24 protein-coding genes and 1 tRNA gene are annotated in these 16,895 nt (G+C 42.6%); 3 read left to right on the top strand and 22 right to left on the bottom strand.

What is annotated here, in order from left to right; translation table 11 throughout:
- Window positions 1-292: 292 nt before the first annotated feature.
- Genes C2M25_RS21610 through C2M25_RS21600 form a run of 3 tightly spaced genes read right to left on the bottom strand, consistent with a single transcriptional unit; the run spans window position 293 to window position 2,775 of the window.
- Entirely contained in the window at window positions 293-1,351 is a 1,059-nt protein-coding gene (locus C2M25_RS21610) for a succinylglutamate desuccinylase/aspartoacylase family protein (RefSeq protein WP_063699801.1), read from the bottom strand.
- A gap of 38 nt (window positions 1,352-1,389) precedes the next feature.
- A complete protein-coding gene (gene rimK, locus C2M25_RS21605; protein ID WP_063699803.1) occupies window positions 1,390-2,295 on the bottom strand; it encodes a 30S ribosomal protein S6--L-glutamate ligase in 906 nt (301 codons plus the stop codon).
- Window positions 2,296-2,352: 57 nt separating this feature from the next.
- Window positions 2,353-2,775: an ATP-dependent zinc protease family protein gene (locus C2M25_RS21600; RefSeq protein WP_063699806.1), complete on the bottom strand. Its 423-nt coding sequence runs from the start codon at window positions 2,773-2,775 to the stop codon at window positions 2,353-2,355.
- A gap of 148 nt (window positions 2,776-2,923) precedes the next feature.
- Here C2M25_RS21600 and zntB point away from each other — a divergent pair, with 148 nt between their 5' ends.
- Window positions 2,924-3,895, top strand: a complete 972-nt coding sequence (gene zntB / locus C2M25_RS21595; RefSeq protein WP_105174934.1) for a zinc transporter ZntB — start codon at window positions 2,924-2,926, stop codon at window positions 3,893-3,895.
- On the opposite strand, the gene C2M25_RS21590 is transcribed toward zntB, so the two are convergent.
- Window positions 3,890-4,111, bottom strand: a complete 222-nt coding sequence (locus C2M25_RS21590) for a Rho-binding antiterminator (protein WP_105174935.1) — start codon at window positions 4,109-4,111, stop codon at window positions 3,890-3,892. The two genes, zntB and C2M25_RS21590, sit on opposite strands and share 6 nt — an antisense overlap.
- Before the next feature lie 62 nt (window positions 4,112-4,173).
- A tRNA-Arg gene (locus tag C2M25_RS21585) sits at window positions 4,174-4,248 on the bottom strand.
- Window positions 4,249-4,468: 220 nt separating this feature from the next.
- Here C2M25_RS21585 and C2M25_RS21580 point away from each other — a divergent pair.
- Window positions 4,469-4,651, top strand: a complete 183-nt coding sequence (locus C2M25_RS21580; RefSeq protein ID WP_054563404.1) for a helix-turn-helix domain-containing protein — start codon at window positions 4,469-4,471, stop codon at window positions 4,649-4,651.
- Here the strand turns inward: C2M25_RS21580 and C2M25_RS21575 are convergent.
- From C2M25_RS21575 to C2M25_RS21565, 3 genes are read right to left on the bottom strand one after another with little or no spacing between them, the layout of a single operon-like run.
- Window positions 4,648-5,454, bottom strand: a complete 807-nt coding sequence (locus C2M25_RS21575) for a phosphotransferase family protein (protein ID WP_105174936.1) — start codon at window positions 5,452-5,454, stop codon at window positions 4,648-4,650. The genes C2M25_RS21580 and C2M25_RS21575 overlap by 4 nt on opposite strands.
- A complete protein-coding gene (pnuC, locus tag C2M25_RS21570) occupies window positions 5,455-6,078 on the bottom strand; it encodes a nicotinamide riboside transporter PnuC (RefSeq protein ID WP_058583797.1) in 624 nt (207 codons plus the stop codon). It abuts the gene before it with no gap.
- Between the two features lie 20 nt (window positions 6,079-6,098).
- The gene (locus tag C2M25_RS21565; protein WP_054563401.1) at window positions 6,099-6,356 is read right to left on the bottom strand and encodes a YkoF family thiamine/hydroxymethylpyrimidine-binding protein; all 258 of its coding nucleotides are present in this window, start codon (window positions 6,354-6,356) and stop codon (window positions 6,099-6,101) included.
- Window positions 6,357-6,471: 115 nt separating this feature from the next.
- Between C2M25_RS21565 and C2M25_RS21560 the strand changes: the two genes are divergently transcribed.
- Window positions 6,472-6,711: a DUF2960 domain-containing protein gene (locus tag C2M25_RS21560; protein ID WP_054554201.1), complete on the top strand. Its 240-nt coding sequence runs from the start codon at window positions 6,472-6,474 to the stop codon at window positions 6,709-6,711.
- Window positions 6,712-6,716: 5 nt separating this feature from the next.
- On the opposite strand, the gene alr is transcribed toward C2M25_RS21560, so the two are convergent.
- From alr to rpsF, 14 genes are all read right to left on the bottom strand, one after another.
- Complete coding sequence (gene alr / locus C2M25_RS21555; RefSeq protein WP_105174937.1) at window positions 6,717-7,796, bottom strand: alanine racemase; 1,080 nt, start codon at window positions 7,794-7,796, stop codon at window positions 6,717-6,719.
- Window positions 7,796-9,175 (bottom strand): replicative DNA helicase, encoded by a 1,380-nt coding sequence (gene dnaB, locus C2M25_RS21550; RefSeq protein WP_063699817.1) that lies wholly within the window; start codon window positions 9,173-9,175, stop codon window positions 7,796-7,798. The genes alr and dnaB overlap by 1 nt, the downstream gene beginning before the upstream one ends.
- A 292-nt stretch (window positions 9,176-9,467) precedes the next feature.
- On the bottom strand, window positions 9,468-10,409 hold the full coding sequence (locus C2M25_RS21545; RefSeq protein WP_063699819.1) for a DUF4097 family beta strand repeat-containing protein: 942 nt from the start codon (window positions 10,407-10,409) through the stop codon (window positions 9,468-9,470).
- A gap of 11 nt (window positions 10,410-10,420) precedes the next feature.
- Window positions 10,421-10,906 carry a hypothetical protein gene (locus C2M25_RS21540; RefSeq protein ID WP_082873943.1) on the bottom strand — a complete coding sequence of 162 codons (486 nt, stop codon included), beginning with the start codon at window positions 10,904-10,906 and terminating at the stop codon, window positions 10,421-10,423.
- Window positions 10,893-11,444, bottom strand: coding sequence for an RNA polymerase sigma factor (locus tag C2M25_RS21535; protein WP_054554197.1), 552 nt, complete (start codon window positions 11,442-11,444; stop codon window positions 10,893-10,895). Before C2M25_RS21535 ends, C2M25_RS21540 begins: the two co-directional genes overlap by 14 nt.
- 142 nt (window positions 11,445-11,586) lie before the next feature.
- The gene (locus C2M25_RS21530) at window positions 11,587-13,335 is read right to left on the bottom strand and encodes a DUF7305 domain-containing protein (RefSeq protein WP_234003627.1); all 1,749 of its coding nucleotides are present in this window, start codon (window positions 13,333-13,335) and stop codon (window positions 11,587-11,589) included.
- Window positions 13,328-13,852: a prepilin-type N-terminal cleavage/methylation domain-containing protein gene (locus C2M25_RS21525; RefSeq protein ID WP_229677644.1), complete on the bottom strand. Its 525-nt coding sequence runs from the start codon at window positions 13,850-13,852 to the stop codon at window positions 13,328-13,330. Before C2M25_RS21525 ends, C2M25_RS21530 begins: the two co-directional genes overlap by 8 nt.
- On the bottom strand, window positions 13,849-14,250 hold the full coding sequence (locus C2M25_RS21520; RefSeq protein WP_105182096.1) for a type IV pilus modification PilV family protein: 402 nt from the start codon (window positions 14,248-14,250) through the stop codon (window positions 13,849-13,851). The genes C2M25_RS21525 and C2M25_RS21520 overlap by 4 nt, the downstream gene beginning before the upstream one ends.
- Entirely contained in the window at window positions 14,247-14,699 is a 453-nt protein-coding gene (locus C2M25_RS21515; protein WP_082873944.1) for a GspH/FimT family pseudopilin, read from the bottom strand. Before C2M25_RS21515 ends, C2M25_RS21520 begins: the two co-directional genes overlap by 4 nt.
- A gap of 5 nt (window positions 14,700-14,704) precedes the next feature.
- A complete protein-coding gene (locus C2M25_RS21510) occupies window positions 14,705-15,136 on the bottom strand; it encodes a type IV pilin protein (RefSeq protein WP_325051056.1) in 432 nt (143 codons plus the stop codon).
- Between the two features lie 303 nt (window positions 15,137-15,439).
- A complete protein-coding gene (gene rplI, locus C2M25_RS21505; RefSeq protein WP_054554192.1) occupies window positions 15,440-15,892 on the bottom strand; it encodes a 50S ribosomal protein L9 in 453 nt (150 codons plus the stop codon).
- Window positions 15,893-15,927: 35 nt separating this feature from the next.
- Window positions 15,928-16,155: a 30S ribosomal protein S18 gene (gene rpsR, locus C2M25_RS21500; RefSeq protein ID WP_002962753.1), complete on the bottom strand. Its 228-nt coding sequence runs from the start codon at window positions 16,153-16,155 to the stop codon at window positions 15,928-15,930.
- Window positions 16,156-16,167: 12 nt separating this feature from the next.
- On the bottom strand, window positions 16,168-16,470 hold the full coding sequence (priB, locus tag C2M25_RS21495; RefSeq protein ID WP_036973732.1) for a primosomal replication protein N: 303 nt from the start codon (window positions 16,468-16,470) through the stop codon (window positions 16,168-16,170).
- Between the two features lie 67 nt (window positions 16,471-16,537).
- A complete protein-coding gene (rpsF, locus tag C2M25_RS21490) occupies window positions 16,538-16,879 on the bottom strand; it encodes a 30S ribosomal protein S6 (RefSeq protein ID WP_036973113.1) in 342 nt (113 codons plus the stop codon).
- Between the last annotated feature and the right edge of the window lie 16 nt (window positions 16,880-16,895).

The following is a 16,895-nucleotide window of genomic DNA, read 5'->3' as shown; positions in this document are numbered from 1 at the left end:
CCCATAGGCGATTAATATAAAACTAAATAAAATGACTAAAGGGTGAAATAACACAATGTGAACAACACTTTGCTCTGTAAAAAAGCCGTGCGTAAGTGAAATAACAAGCGTTAATAAACCTGTGTAAAATAGAAATATTTTCATCTTTGATCTGTTCGTTAATCGACAACTATTAAGTAAGTAAAAAAAGTATAAACCTTGTACTTACTCTAAGGTCAAGTAATAGATCAGGAGGAGCGGATACAAAAAAGCCAAACAGATAGTTTGGCTTTTTTAATAACACAAGATGGTACTAGTTATTTAAATCTGCGGTTTTTAACTCGTCTTCAATATCGCTTATTTCATCAATAAAGTTTTCAAGTTGCTGCTCTACAATACTATTTGCATGAGCAAAGTAAGCAAGATGGAATACAGCATCCCCCTCGTTTACAAGCGGCATGGTTTGTTGACCAATCACAATACCACTGCGCGGCGCGAGTAGTTCAAGCTCAGCATCGCCAAGCGGGCTGCTAATATAAGCTAAAACCTGCCCTTTCATCACTCGCTCACCCAGTGATACTTGTGCACGAACAATGCCGTCAACTTCGGCACGTATCCAGCTCGTCGAGCTTGCAATCACTGGCTCTGGCAGTTTCTTAGCGCGCTTACCACGCACCATTTTTAAATGACGCATGACATAATCAACACCTTGCACACCTGCAGCAATCGCAATTGGGTCAAAGCGAAGCGCTTCACCCGCTTCATAAGTAATCACTGGAATACCTAAGTTAGCCGCTTCACTGCGTAATGAACCATTACGAAGTGACGCATCAATCACCGCTGGAGTACCAAACGCTTTCGCCATGGCTGCTGTTGCAGGGTCGCTCAAATTAGCACGAATTTGCGGCAAGTTCGTACGGTGAATTGCACCAGTGTGTAAATCAATAATGTGCGTACAATGCACTGCAACTTGCGAGAAAAAGGCATTGGCCATACGCCCAGCTAATGAACCACGGGTTGAACCCGGAAAACTACGGTTCATATCACGTCGGTCAGGTAAGTAGCGTGACTTATGAATAAAACCAAACACATTCACAATCGGCACCGCAATAATAGTACCGCGCAATTGCTCTGGCTCGATTTTAGCCAGCAATTGCCTAACAACCTCAACACCATTGAGCTCGTCACCATGAATTGCAGCACACACCATTAATACAGGTCCTTGCTGCACACCATTTACCACTTCAATAGGAATATTCAACGGCGAGTGGGTATAAAGCTTGGCAGCTTCAATCGCAAATGTCTTACGTTCACCAACTCCCACCGTATCACCTAAAATTGAAAACGATGTATTTTTCTTAACCTTAGCCACGCACTGTTCCTTTTAATAGAGCGCTTATACCAAAAGGCCTAGCCTTTACCACGCGTTGCTGTTCTTTTTGATGCCGCTGTTTTTTCAATAAACTCAACGATCATGCCAGCAATATCTTTACCAGTTGCCACTTCAATACCTTCTAGGCCTGGTGATGAGTTAACTTCCATCACCAATGGACCACGTGCAGAGCGAAGTAAATCAACACCTGCCACGTTTAAGCCCATTGCTTTAGCAGCTGCAACCGCCGTTCTTCTTTCTTCAGGAGTAATACGAACCAACGTCGCGCTACCACCACGGTGTAAGTTAGAGCGGAATTCACCTTCTTGCGCTTGACGCTTCATAGCAGCAATTACTTTGTCACCTAAAACGAAACAACGAATGTCTGCACCACCGGCTTCTTTGATGTACTCTTGCACCATGATATTCGCTTTTAAACCCATAAACGCTTCAATTACGCTTTCTGCTGCTTTACGTGTTTCCGCTAATACCACACCGATACCTTGCGTACCTTCAAGTAGTTTAATAACGACTGGCGTGCCGCCTACCATGCTTAATAAGTCTTTAACGTCATCAGGCTTACTCGCAAAGCCTGTCACTGGCATACCTACGCCTTTACGTGACAATAATTGTAATGAACGTAACTTGTCACGAGAGCGGCTAATAGCGACCGATTCATTCACTGGGAATACACCCATCATTTCAAACTGACGTAAAACCGCACAGCCATAGAAAGTCACCGACGAACCGATGCGCGGTACGATGGCATCAAAATCTTTTAAATTTTCACCGCGGTAGTGAATTTCTGGTTGCTCTGAGTTGATGTTCATATAACAACGAAGTGCATCAATTACTTTCACTTCGTGGCCACGTTGCTCTGCAGCTTCGATTAAGCGACGTGTTGAATATAAATTTTGGTTGCGAGATAAAATACCAAGTTTCATAGTTAAAAACCTTAACTGATAAACTCACACACGTAGCAACGTGTGAAAGTCTTTTTCCTATAATAAATGAGATAAAGCCGGGTCAACGACTATGCGATTTTCCATTGCTGTACGCCCTAACAACATTCTAAACTTCATTGTTGAACGGTTACTTAAAGTTACCCTTACAGGCCAGCTTTGGTCACCTGCGACTAATTTTGTTTCGATAAAGTAGCGAAGTTCACGCTGACCGCTTGAACTGGTCACGTATTTACGCTCAACCACTTTGGCACGGCACTCTACCGTTGTTTCTACATCTTCTTGCAGAGGATGGGTAGTAAATTTCACCCATGTTTCGCCATTTTCTGAAAATTCCTCAATGTCAAAAGCATGAATGCATGAAGTTCTTGCCCCAGTATCAACTTTTGCTTTGATTTTTTCTATTCCCAGTTCAGGCAGGCCAAGCCATTCTCGCCAGCCAACAATAATTTTTGCGCTCATTAATGTGCCCTCTTTAAAAAAGTGTCTTATACGCTACAGAGCTAGAAACACCAACGAAAATAATTTATCCCCTCGATAAATCGATTTAATTGACGTAGGCTAAACTATAATCAACTATATCGCACTATTTGTAAAACGAGAGTTCAATATGATCAATGGGTTACTTCATGTCTTAATTTTAGACGAACAAGGCGGCGCACGTGCTATAGAAAATAGTACTGAGCTGCAAAATTGGCAACCTGAGCACGGTAAACTTTGGGTGCACATGGATTACAGCCAAGCTGAAGCCGTTGCATGGCTTGAGCAAAGTAACTTATTAACTGATTACGAGCTTGAATCTCTGATTGCCGATGAAACACGTCCGCGTCTGACCAAGGTCACTAATGGTAACATGCTGTTTTTACGAGGTGTAAACCTAAATCCAGCACAAAGCCCTGAAGACATGGTCTCGTTGCGTTTATTCATCAATGAAAACATTCTGATCACAACACGTAAGCGCCGTTTGCTATCCGTGCAGGATGTTGTTGAATCATTTGATGGCAGCAATGGTCCTTGCTCAATCTCTGAATTAGTATGCCAATTGGCACAAAACCTAACCTCACGTATGCAAGCTGTTATCGACAGTTTAGATGACACACTCGATGGTTTTGAAGATGAAATTGACGAGCCAAACAAAGGCTTTGATCATCAATCATTAGCGCAAATTCGCCGCCAAACAATCGCATTAAAACGTTATTTAAGACCACAGAAAGAAGCCCTTATCACTTTATTAAACAATAAATATAAGTGGTTAGATGAAGACGATAAAGCACGCCTAAACGAAACAACCAATATGTTGATCCGTTACTTAGAAGAGCTAGATAGCTCAATTGAACGCGCGCAAATTATTCAACAAGCGATTACTAGCCAAGTGTCTGAGCAACTAAACCAGCGCATGTATGTGATGTCGGTGGTTGCTGCACTGTTTTTACCACTTGGCTTTTTAACTGGCTTACTAGGTGTAAACGTAGGCGGTATTCCGGGCACTGAAAGCCCTTACGCATTTAGCTTATTTATTATTTTCTTGGTGGTGCTCACCGTTGGGATTGGCATTTACTTTAAAAATAAGAAGTGGCTATAACTCGACAACCTTTTTAATTAAATCAAGGCGGACGGCATGTTCGCCTTTTTTTGTTGCCAAAATCAGGTGCTCACCATCGGGGTTCAGTATCTTCAAGGTCTCTGCCTTACCTTCTAACTGTTCACCAGAGTCTAAGGAAATGCGTAAAAAGGAGTTATGCATGCACCATAATTCGTATTTATCGTAGTCACCACAGGCGATGGGTTGATAAGTCATTGGCTTTTTGAGATTGCTAAAGGAATAAATCGAGCTTAGAAGATATTAACGTGAAGAGCAAATGGCGCTCTCGGCAGGGATCGAACCTGCAACTTAGCCTCCGGAGGGCCACGTGATATCCATTTCACCACGAGAGCACATTTGTCGTCATCAATACTGACTCGCGATATCAGCATGACAACCCGGCAATGATAATGGCATCTTGCACTAAATGCTAGCGTCGAGGCCTTTATATGCGCACAAATTCAGCAATTTGCATTAAAATGCTTCACATTAGTGCAGAACCAATGTATTAACGTATACTTAATAAAATTAATAACAAGGTGGCAGTCATTGCCATGTAAGGGGAATTTGATCATGAGTTTAATGTCTACAGAGCAAGTCGCGGAGTTTTTAGGTGTAAAAGTCGAACGCGTAAAACGACTCGCTCGCGAACATTTACTGATCTCGAAATCACAAGATGACAAAGGTGAGCCTTTGTTTGATCCAGAAGACGTAAAAAAATATAAAGAACTTGCCGAACGAATTGGCGGTCTTTAATTTTTAACTTTTTCTATAAAGTGGTTAAGCTGTGTAAGCAGTGGCGCCACTTTATCCATTGCACCACGTTGTTCGTACCAACAAATACATAAAAGTAAAAACAGCGCATGAAACGCTGCGAGCTTTTCAACTGATAAGTTAAATTCGTGATGTTCGCACACTAATGCTTGATAGCGTTCAAGCAACACTAGTTGCTGCTCATCATTTAACGCAAAGCTCACCACCAGCGCAGCTAAGTCGAAGTAAACATCGTTACTTTTGGCATATTCAAAGTCGATTAAAAACATACCCGTCTCATTCACAATGATATTTTCTTTCACTAAATCATTATGACAAAAACCCATGTCTTTAGGCGCTGAAGCAATATAAGCCAGAGACTGCTTAATTAGCTCAGCATGTTGCTGATAACGCGCTGTTTGCTGGTAGTAGTTAATTTCGTAGGCAATATCCATCGGCTCGGTTAACACAGGATAACGATGTAAATTAACTAAGTCGGGCAATAAGCTACTACAAAAATCACCGCTGGCAATACTGCCTGCCACGTATTCGAAAATAGCCGTATCGGTTGCTTGCTCTAACCAAAGTGGGGCTGGGCAGCAGCTTTGCTTTGCAAAATGCGCTTGCGCTGCAAGGCCTATCGCCGGCCAGTGGTCGCGATAGTGCTTAACCAGAAAATCTTGGCTTGCTGTTTTAACTAGGTAGTTATCATTGCTTAGCCCCTCAACCAGCGGGCTGATTGAAGTAATAACTAAACGTGAGTTGAAGCGCGTAAAGAGCGCGTGAATTTGTTGCTCTGTCTTCATCTATAGCTGTGCAAGCGGCTTAGCCTGATGCTGCTCGTATTCTTCATACCAAGTTTTAAAGCCCCACGCGGCCATAATGGTGTAAAACACGAAAAGTACTAAGGTTGGGTAATACCCTTTTTCAAAGTATAGATACATAGAAGCTGCATCAATTACAATCCAGTACAACCAGTTTTCCAGCACCTTCTTGGCAACAAGGTAGGTTGTCACCACTGCAAAACAGGTGGTAAAACTATCTAAATAAGCAAAATCGGCGTGAGTGTAATTGGTCATCACAAATCCAATGGCAACTGAGGCCAGTGAGGTGGCAAGCAAAATCACCGCATGACGCTTTAACGACCATGAAATAATGGGCAGATGATCTTTATTGTTCATTCCCCTGCGCCAAACCACCCAACCATATACCGCCATATACATGTAGTAAAAATTAAGGAGCGACTCCATCAACAGTGCGCCATTCCAGTACATTACGGTATAAATAAAGGTGCTCACAAACGCGGCAGGCCAACACCATAAGCTTTCTTTAATCGCTAACAGTAAATACGCCATCGACAATGCAACGGCAATGTATTCCCAATGCGACATGGCAGTAAAGCCTGAGAAGGTTTCGCTCAAAAATTCCATAACACGCGCTACTTTAGAGATTAGTCTTCGCTAGGCGACAAGTCACCATGTAAGAACTTACAAACAAAAATAGCTTTACCAAACTCTTCATAAGAACGTTTGATTTCAGTATTAAGTACAGACATCACTAAATCATAGTCACCAAAAATCTGAGTAGATAAGGTATTGGTGATCACTTTAAGCCCTTCGTAACTGTTTACACGGTCAATAAAGCCCTTGATAAACGGAATGTAGTCTTGATGTAGTGGGTACTTACTGATCTCTACTGAAAGTTTCATTATGAGTTACCGAGTCTTTGAAAAGTATTGCATTGTAACCCGCTTGTACTAACAAGTCATGGCTATGACTATTTTTTAGTGTAAAATCAGCCCCGATAAACATTGAGGATTCATTATGGCACGCCGCATCACTTACAAATTTAAAAACCAGCCTCGCGAAATCAATTTTGCAAAAGATAAATACCGCGATATGTACCATGCAATCGCAGCGGCTGAAGGCATTGATTTAACGAATTATTTAAAGATGGAACAGCAAGTCGAAATGACTTCAAAAGGCTCTGCGGCAGTACGTAACTTTCGTGATCAAGAATTCGCACGAATGGGATTCAGTGACGTGTATTTTATTAAAGAGTAACAAAGTTACTCTTGATACTCGTAACTTACGCGTGGGGTGATATTACACAGTAACTCGTACGGAATGGTTGTTGCGCACTGGGCAATCTCTTCAACGGGAAGCTCTGGCCCCCACATGATCACCTCGTCACCAACCTTGATGTTGTCGCGGTTATCACCAATATCCACCGTGATCATATCCATCGCTACACTGCCAACAATACCATAGCGTTGTGATTTGATAACCACAGGTGTGCCCTGCTCGGCATGGCGTGGATAACCATCCCCATAGCCCATCGCAACCACTGCAAGCTTAGTCGGTTTATCGCTATGCCAACGCCCACCATAGCCAACACACTGTTCAGCATCGACATCGCGTATTGCGATAACACGCGTTTTTAAACGCATAACAGGTTCTAAGCCATGTTGTTGACCAACACCGTTGAGCATAGGCGATACACCATACAGCATCAATCCTGGGCGCACCCACTCACCATGACCTTTTGGCCAGGCAATAATGCCAGCAGAGTTTGCAAGGCAATGTTGCTCTGTCTTGTCACTCGCTAGTGAGTCAAATAAGGCTATTTGCTGGGCTGTTTTTTCATCATTGATGTCGTCGGCGCACGAGAAATGCGTCATTAACTTAATGTCATCACGGGCATTTGGGCTTGCTTTTAAGCGATTGTAGAAAGACTCGAATTGCGAAGGAGCAATACCCAGTCGATGCATACCCGTATTCACTTTTAACCAGCATGCAATTGGTGCATCAAGGCTTGTGTTTTCAAGCGTTGTCAGCTGATTTTCATCGTGAATAATGGTTTGAAAGTTATTGGCAAGCAAGATCGGTAAATCGTCTTGATGAAAAAAGCCTTCAAGCAACACAATCGGTTTTGTCAGTCCGCCAGCACGCAGTGCTAATGCTTCGTCAATACGTGCAACCGCAAAAGCGTCGGCATCATTTAAGTATTGGGCAATTTTTACTAAGCCATGGCCATAGGCGTTGGCTTTTAGCACCGCCATAACTTTACAACCAGGCGCAAAGCGTTTCACTTGCGCTAAATTATGAGCGAGTGCTTGTAGGTTGATTTCGGCAATGGCTAAGCGCATTAGTATTCGTCGTCTATCGCTGGGCCCGCGTAGTTATCAAAACGCGAGAATTGACCTTGGAACGTTAAGCGTACTTTACCGATTGGACCGTTACGCTGTTTACCAATGATGATTTCGGCCACGCCTTTTTCTGTACTGTCTTCGTTATACACTTCATCACGGTAAATAAACATGATTAAGTCGGCATCCTGCTCGATTGAGCCTGATTCACGTAAGTCGGAGTTGATTGGGCGTTTATCAGCACGTTGCTCTAGGGTACGGTTAAGCTGCGATAGTGCAATAACTGGACACTGCAGCTCTTTTGCCAGTGCTTTTAATGAACGAGATATTTCAGCAATCTCTAATGTACGGTTATCTGATAAGCTTGGCACACGCATTAACTGCAAGTAGTCAACCATGATCATACTAATACCGCCATGGTCGCGGGCAATACGACGTGCACGCGAGCGCACATCCGTTGGTGTTAGGCCTGATGCATCATCCACATACATTTTACCTTTTTCCATCAACAAGCCCATGGTTGACGACAGACGTGCCCAATCATCATCATCAAGCTGACCGGTACGCACCTTAGTTTGGTTAATACGACCTAGTGATGCCAGCATCCTCATCATGATTTGCTCTGAAGGCATCTCTAGTGAGTAAATGAGTACTGGCTTATCTTGTGTCATAGCTGCGTGTTCGGCTAAGTTCATCGCAAAGGTCGTTTTACCCATCGATGGACGTGCCGCCACAATGATAAGGTCAGAAGGCTGCATACCCGCCGTCATTTTATCCAGATCGGTATAACCCGTACTTACGCCGGTCACACCATCTTGCGGCGACTGGTAAAGCTCTTCAATCTTATCAACGGTTTTTTCTAAGATACTGTGTAAGCTTTGTGGACCTTCAGTGCTTTTACTGCGCTGCTCTGCAATTTTAAATACTTTACTTTCAGCAAAGTCGAGCAGGTCATGGCTGGTACGCCCTTCTGGGCTAAAACCAGCTTCTGCAATTTCGTTCGCAACACCAATCATTTCTCGAATAACAGCGCGCTCTCGTACGATATTCGCGTAAGCATCAATGTTCGCCGCACTTGGTGTGTTTTTGGCAATTTCAGCAAGGTAAGCAAAGCCACCAACACTACTTAACTGATTGTTTTTCTCTAAGCTCTCAGAAATAGTGATCAAATCGATTGGATCGCCACTTTCAGCAAGGCTCACCATTGCTTCAAAAATTAGCTTGTGGGTGCGGGTATAAAAATCCTGTGCAACCACTAACTCAGCAACACGGTCAAACGCTTGATTATCAAGCATTAAACCACCTAAAACAGATTGCTCAGCTTCAATTGAATGGGGAGGAACTTTTAACGTGTCGACTTGCTTATCTGGTTTGGCCATAACTTCACAAAACTTAAATTGAATGGCTCTATTCTATCGACTTGCTAAGGCTGTGCAAATAGTTAATACCAATCGACTTAAATATTTGGTCATTCTAGCGTGCTAAATAAAGCGCTAACTGCGTTAGAAATGTCTAAAGTAGAGTAACTACATGTCAAAATTTCTGCCTTGTTATCACTTCATTTATCTGTCGCTATTTAAGACCAACAACTTAACACGATTGGTATAAGCGGGAAGTCTTCCCGCTTTATTGTAATTGAGTGAAATATTGTAATTGAGTGAACTGTAATCGTTATTTCTGTTTACGAAGTTCAATGCGTCCGCTAATGGTATCCATTTCGATATCAGCATCCCCACCGTTAATACTAAATTCTAAGTCGCTAGATGGGCCGTATTTCGCCTTCGTTGCTTTGTCATCGCTTAGCTCATTAACGATTTTGCCGTTAGCATGAGCTTCAATTTCAAACTTTGCCGATACATCAGCTGGGAAGTAAAACTCGGCGTCACCACTGACTGATTCAAAACGAATATTAGCATCTTCAATCAGCTTACTGATGTGAACTTCAGCTTCACCGTTAACGGTATTGATACGTAGTTTTTTAATTGCATCAAAAGCAAAGTCGATATCACCGTTTACGTTTTCAAGGCGCACATCTTGCGCTTTGGTCTTTGACTTAATGTCGCCATTCACCGCGGTAAAGCGTAAAGCACCTTGCGAGTTCTTATCGTTAATTTCACCATTGACTGTTTCAAAGCGAATATCACCGTTCAGGTCGTGGGCATTCACATCACCATTGACCGTTTCAAAACTCATGTTACCGCTAATATTTTGCACTGTGATATCACCGTTAACGGTATCGATCTCTGCGCCGGCTTCAAGCTCTTTGGCACTAACCGTGACATTCACCCCAGCAAATTCAAGCTCACTGCTTTTTGGCATATAAATGGTTAAGCGAGAGCCATCACCACTATTCCAGCCACCTAAGTTGCGCGGCATTTTTACGATAAATTCAACACGGCTGCCTTCAACCTCTAAACGATAGCCTTGTGCTTTATCGTCAAGCTCACCTTCGATTTTAAGTAGTGGTTTATCCCACCCTTCAATGCGAACATCACCACGTTGGTTTTCAATAAAAATGCGTTTATTTGCAGGTACATCAATTTGTTCATTAATGGTTTGTCCTGCCATTGCCATCAGTGGCAGTAATCCTAAAGTTAAGGCTAGTAATTTCATAATTGTCACTCCTAAATCGTTTGCCACTTCGGTGCATGCACCTTGTTAATTAAGTCCAGTTGTTGCTGATAAATCTGCGATAGCATTTGTAATAAAGCCGGGTTTTCAGGTTCATTCTCAAGTGCTTGCTTAATGGCACTTTCGGCTTCTTCTAACTCTTTTAGTTGTTGCTGCCAGTTATCGGTTAACGCAGGTTGATTTTGATACTGCACCAACAAACCTTGCTTTTGCTTGGTAAAATAATCGCTCATTGCCATCATACTGTTTGACTCGCCTTGGCCAACAAAAAGCTGTACGGTCAAAAGTGCTGCTATACAACAAGCGGCGATAGCTGCGAGTTTATTCCAACCATGCGTTGGCTTATCAGCTTGCTGTGTTTGCCCTGTTGCAATTGCTCGCTCAATCCCCGGCCAAAGATCTTTATCAGGGCTAATATCTTGCTGCTGGTTAAGCGAGTCATTTAAAAATTGTTCAAATTCTGGCTTACTCATTTTCATACCACTCTTTTAATAACTGCCTTGCACGGTGAAATTGCGATTTACTAGAACCGACCGCCATATCAAGCATGCTTGCTATCTCTTCATGGCGATAACCTTCAATGGCATGGAGCACAAACACCATACGTGCTCGCTCAGGTAGTCTCAGTACTAATTTATCGAGGCCGTTAAAGCCGTCACAATCTGCTGCGCTTTGCTCATCCATACCGCTTTGTTCAAAACTCACTACTTTTTGAAACCAGCTTTTATGTTTGCGAATGTAGCTAATCGCAATATTGCTGGTAACACTGTGTAACCAAGTCGAAAATTGTGAGCGTCCATCAAAGTTCGCGATTTTGTGCCACAACTGTACAAACACTTCTTGTGTTGCATCTTCGGCGTGCTCTTTGTCTGCAAGTAATCGCAAACAAAGGCTATAAACCCGCTTCACATGCAACTCATAAAGTGTTGCATAGGCTGCTTGATCACCGCTTTTTACGCGCTCTATCAAGGCATGCTCACTTTGCTGGGCGAACGCTTGTTCTGCATCTATCAACATCCTGGATGTTGTCCTTTATGATTATTGTTGTGAATTTAGTGTATTAGACGTAAGGAGGGATTCAAAAGGTTTAAATGAAATTAATTTTTTTTGTGTAAGCTACAAATAATTGAGCTTACACAATTTTATTTGGGGATTTGCGTTATTCGGCAGGGGATGCGTCGCTTTCTTCTTCAGTTGTTTCTGCAGTTTTGTAGCTCCAACCTAAAAATACGATACGTGCCGAAGAAGCAGGCGTGCCGCCATTTTGTACTTGTAGTAAACCCGCATCATAATGAGCACCACTGCCCCCTGTTGCGGTAATTGTTGAGCCACGTACACTACCAAACAGCTCACCACTGCCCGATAGTTTCACCGTTGTCAGAGGTGCATAAATAGCTGCATATAAATTCGCAGCACCACTAAACTGCACCCCATTCACACCATTAAATGATGAGTAGAATGATAACGACGGATGACCACTGGTGGTTAAGCCTTCTTGCTCAGTAATAACTTTTGCGCCTGCGCCAATATTAACTTTTCCGGTTAATAACACCGTTAAGCTACTGTCTTTTTTAATTGTTAGGCTGGTATCCCCTTCCATCGAAAAGTCGCCATCAATCAGTAAAATAACATCACCACCAGAGACCTCCATTTTGCCGTCACTGGTCATCTTGAGTCTATCAAGTGCAAAAATATACTCTTTACTGTTACTGCCATTGGCTTGGTTTTGCGCTTTAGAGTTAAACAAGAAAACATCGGCAAGGCTTGGCAAAATTACTTGGCTACCACCGCTACTAAAAAAGCCCTTTTCAGTATTAAGTTTAAATTGTTGCGTAGGACCAATCGAAACAGAACTATAACTGCTCACTTGGTCTGTGATGTCTGTCATTTTCTCTGGCAAAATTAACGGGTCGCAACTGGTATCTGGGTTTGTAGGGTCATAATCGGGTGCTGTTGGGTCAGCAACAGTAATCGGTTCAACATTCGGGTTTACATTAAACTTACTATCACTGTAGTGCACACCATCTTGTTGATTATTGTAGGTATCTTTAAAATCGCCAGAGCCACCATACATAATATCCAGCGCTTCGCCTTGGCTATTCGTAATGAATGTTGACCACTGCATTTTCGCATCCCCATTGGCTCGCACCACACCAGAAACTGTGCCGCCACGATGGGTATAATAACCTCGGGTATAGACATTACCGTCTACACGTAAACCGCTGCCAGGAGAGATATAAACACCGGTATTTGAATGGATATTACCAATAATTGGTGATGAACCATTTAAGTAGATAACCCCGGTCGCTTTTACATCCCCCTTAATCGGTGAATGACCTGATAGCACCACGTCTGAGTCGCCAGCAATCGTTGAAACATCACCATCATTCGACTTAGTTTCTTCGTACGTGCCTTTGCTAGAATCGTAGCTATCGATACTACCACTCCCCGACAGATTAACCCCTTTACAGCCCACCATCGCATTAGTGAAAATCGAGCTGCCTTTCGCGCCTTGTACAGCAAAACGGGCGACTAAATTACTTTGTGCATCACCATCAAATCGTTGACCAAGGCTTGCAATTTCAAGCTCACCAGCAGCATTCTTACTTAAACTGGCATTAAAAATGGCATCATCAGCAATCACACCTGAGCCCGATGCATTACTGGTTTTACTGATCAAATCTTCAACCGCTAATACACCTTCCTCATTCAAGGTTTGTTGTAATAACTTAGCTTGTTCAAACACACCTTTTTCAGCCATTAAGCGACTGTTTAATTTCTTTTGAAAGTTACCACTTAAGCGCTCTTGAACAATGTTTTCACGCAGCGAACTTAGCACCACGATGCTGGCCATACTGGTCAAGATCAACACTGTTATTAGGGTAAAACCACCTTGCTTGTTAGACACCGCCAGCTCCGTATGCTTTGACTAATATTGCATTGGTTAAGGCAATATCAATGTTAATACCATTACCAAACTGCGCAGGTAAGTCATTTGGCTTCACACTCACAGTGACAAGTTCACCAGCGATACTAAAACTCAGCGTTTCGATACCTGTGAGTAACCGCTCTGAGGCAGCACCATCAAGTGAACACATTAAGTTACTGCCATTTAAGCTATAGACCTCAACCACCTGCGCTGTTGTTGCAGAGCCATCACAAGCAATCACCCCGCTAGGTTGAGTAATGGTAATCGTGCTTTTATCTGCACTGATGGTCGGTGTTAGTTGTGTTTGCTTAATGCTGCGGTTGAATACTTTGCTGGTATAACGGATCACTTCTTGCGCGTTTTCAAGCTCTTTACTCACTTCAATCGTGCTTTTAATCGCTGAGTACGACAAGCTCACTCCCGCTAATAAAAAAGCCCCGGCTGCCAATGCCACCATCAGTTCAACTAAGGTAAAACCCTGAACGCGTTTGTTCATGAGCATACCGCCGTTAAATCAGGAAAACTGGCATTTAGACTAATTTGATTTTCTGCATTGTCTGTCATGCGTTTATCAACCCAAGCCACATTAATTTGCATGTCATTACTGTAAATTGCAGGGATGGTCAGTTGATAATCACTCACTTGCGGCGCGAGCGAAGCTCTAAACGTCGCATCTTGGAAAAGTGCGGTATTAGTTTTTTGAATTTCACAAATACGCGGCCACAAACGCTCAATGGTGTTTTGACCTTGAATGAGTGACACGGTGTAATTAAAGCTATTAGTTGCATATTGCAGCGATTTTAGCTGCGCTGCCGCCAAGCCTAATAATGCGATGCCAGCGATCACCACTGAAATCATCACTTCTAATAATGAAAAGCCTGCCTGCTTATTCATGCACATCCTCGCTGTGAATTTTCTACTAACCAGTTTTGGCCACTTTTAAGCACACACATCACGTAATCTGTGGTGTTTGTGTGTTCATCTTTCACTAAAATTTCAGCTTGTTTATCAACTTCGCCACTGGCACTAATGGCTAATGCGACTAAGTTGACGGTAACTCCGCTTTTAGTGACCGAAAATTCTTTTAAAACCGTGTCTACGCCCCCCTCGTTGAGGGTCACTTGCCAGCTACTATTATTAACAACCAGATTGATAGGTTTGTCGCGCTTGACCGCCTCACTACGTGCAAATTTATAAGCACTATTTAATTGATTTGCAGTAGTTACGACGCGATCTTGCAAGATTTGTTGGCTAAAAGACGGAAAAGCCACAGCTGCCATAATGCCAATAACACTCAGCACAACCATTAACTCAATTAAGGTAAACCCTGCAATTCGACGCAAAAGTGTTACTCCCAGCAATCAGTAAATGAAGCGCTGTAACTACCATCATGTTTAACGGTTAAGTCTCCACAGCGATCACTTGCTTGCGCCGAGCCCGATTTAGGAGCGGCTTTTAAACTGTAGCCACGATTTTTAAAATCGTTTACAGCACCTGATACTTTATCTGTTGCTGTGTAAGTAAAGGTGTAATAGTCAGTATTTTGAGTTGCAAATGCATTGGGATAGCCACCATTTCGTGAATAAATACGTTCAAGACTGGCGCTGTATTGCAGTAACTCTTGTTGAATATCAGCACGGCGACTACGTTGCATGTGCTCAGTGTATGCAGGCAGTGCTACGCTATACAGAATCCCTAAAATAGCGATCACGATAAGAATTTCTACTAATGTAAAGCCTGTTTGTTTACCCATTCCATGTGGTACTAATGCACTTTTCAACCTCAACCCCTTAATACTTTTTAACCAGCACAATATAAATGACAGCGTTGTCAGTGTCAATTTTAACCAATTTACTTTTACTCATTCGATTATACTAATAAGAAAAATAAAATTAAGAAAAAAGAACGTCTGTTTGTAAAATAGGTAAGATTATAGGATTGGTATTTATGTGTTTTAAATTTAGAAACCAGTACTATTGAATGAGTAACGATGAACTCATAGTGGTACAAAACGCTACAATTCATAAATTTCAGGCACAAAAAAGCCGCACATAAGCGCGGCTTTTTTTACTTAATATTGCTATTAAGCTTCAGCGATAACGATTACTTTGATAGTAGCCGATACGTCTGAGTGTACTGCGATTGCTACGTCAAATTCGCCAGTCTCACGGATAGTACCTAGAGGTAAACGAACTTCTGATTTAGCAACTTCAACGCCAACAGCTGAAATAGCTTCAGCGATGTCGCGAGTACCGATAGAACCGAATAACTTGCCTTCGTCACCAGCTTTAGAAACTAGTGTAACTTCAGCTAATGCTTCTAACTTGTCAGCGCGAGCTTGAGCAGCAGCTAGATCTTCAGCGATCTTAGCTTCTAAATCAGCACGACGTGCTTCGAAAGTTTCGATGTTAGCTTTAGTTGCAGGAACTGCCTTACCTTGTGGGAAAAGGAAGTTACGTGCGAAGCCAGATTTAACTACAACCTGGTCACCTAGGCCACCTAGGTTTGCGATCTTGTCTAGTAGAATAACTTGCATGTCTCTACACCTTTTAAAAACTGTTAATCCGCTGCTTACTTATGTAAGTCAGTGTATGGAAGAAGGGCTAAGTAGCGAGCACGCTTGATAGCAGTTGCTAGCTGACGCTGATATTTAGCGCTAGTACCTGTGATACGGCTAGGTACGATTTTGCCACTTTCTGTAACATAGTTTCTAAGAGTAGCTAGATCTTTATAATCGATTTGTTGTACGCCTTCCGCTTTAAAGCGGCAGAACTTACGACGTCTGAAATAACGTGCCATGAGTAAAATTCCTCAAAAAATTCTTTCTATATGTTGAGCATGCAAGACCAATTGGCTTAAGCCGTTTCGGCCTTCGTGACGGTTTAAAAACCCCGTCACTTGCACTTGTTGCCCAACGTGCAATTGTTGAGTCTGTTGTTGCATTGGCGTGCCGCTGGCAACAACTTGAAGCCTGACATAACTATTACGGTTAAGGTCTGCTTCAACTTGCATCGATTTATGTTCAAGAACAAAAATACAATGCGGTATACCAGCAGGGCTTTGACTATATTTTGGGGTTTTACAAACAACCCCAGATAGTGTCAGCTGATTCATATAAGGATTAAGCGGTTGGCTCATCTTTTTGTCTCAACTGCAAGCGCCATGCTTGAACTCAAAACGATTAAGCAGCTGGTGCTTCTTTCTTCTCTTCTTTCGCAAGAGGAGATGCTTCAGTTACAGCGTCTTTAGTACGCATAACTAAGTTACGAAGCACTGCATCGTTGTAGCGGAAAGTAGTTTCTAGCTCGCTGATTACTTCAGTAGGTGCTTCAACGTTCATAAGAACATAATGAGCTTTGTGAAGCTTGTCGATTGGGTAAGCCAATTGACGACGGCCCCAGTCTTCAAGACGGTGGATAGTACCACCAGCTTCAGTGATAGAACCAGTATAACGTTCGATCATACCAGGTACTTGCTCACTCTGATCAGGGTGAACCATGAATACGATTTCGTAATGACGCATGGATATTCCTTACGGT

Source organism: Pseudoalteromonas sp. T1lg21 (genome assembly GCF_002964625.1).
Taxonomy (GTDB): Bacteria; Pseudomonadota; Gammaproteobacteria; order Enterobacterales; family Alteromonadaceae; genus Pseudoalteromonas; species Pseudoalteromonas gelatinilytica.
This window is presented reverse-complemented; position numbering and strand designations above follow the sequence as displayed.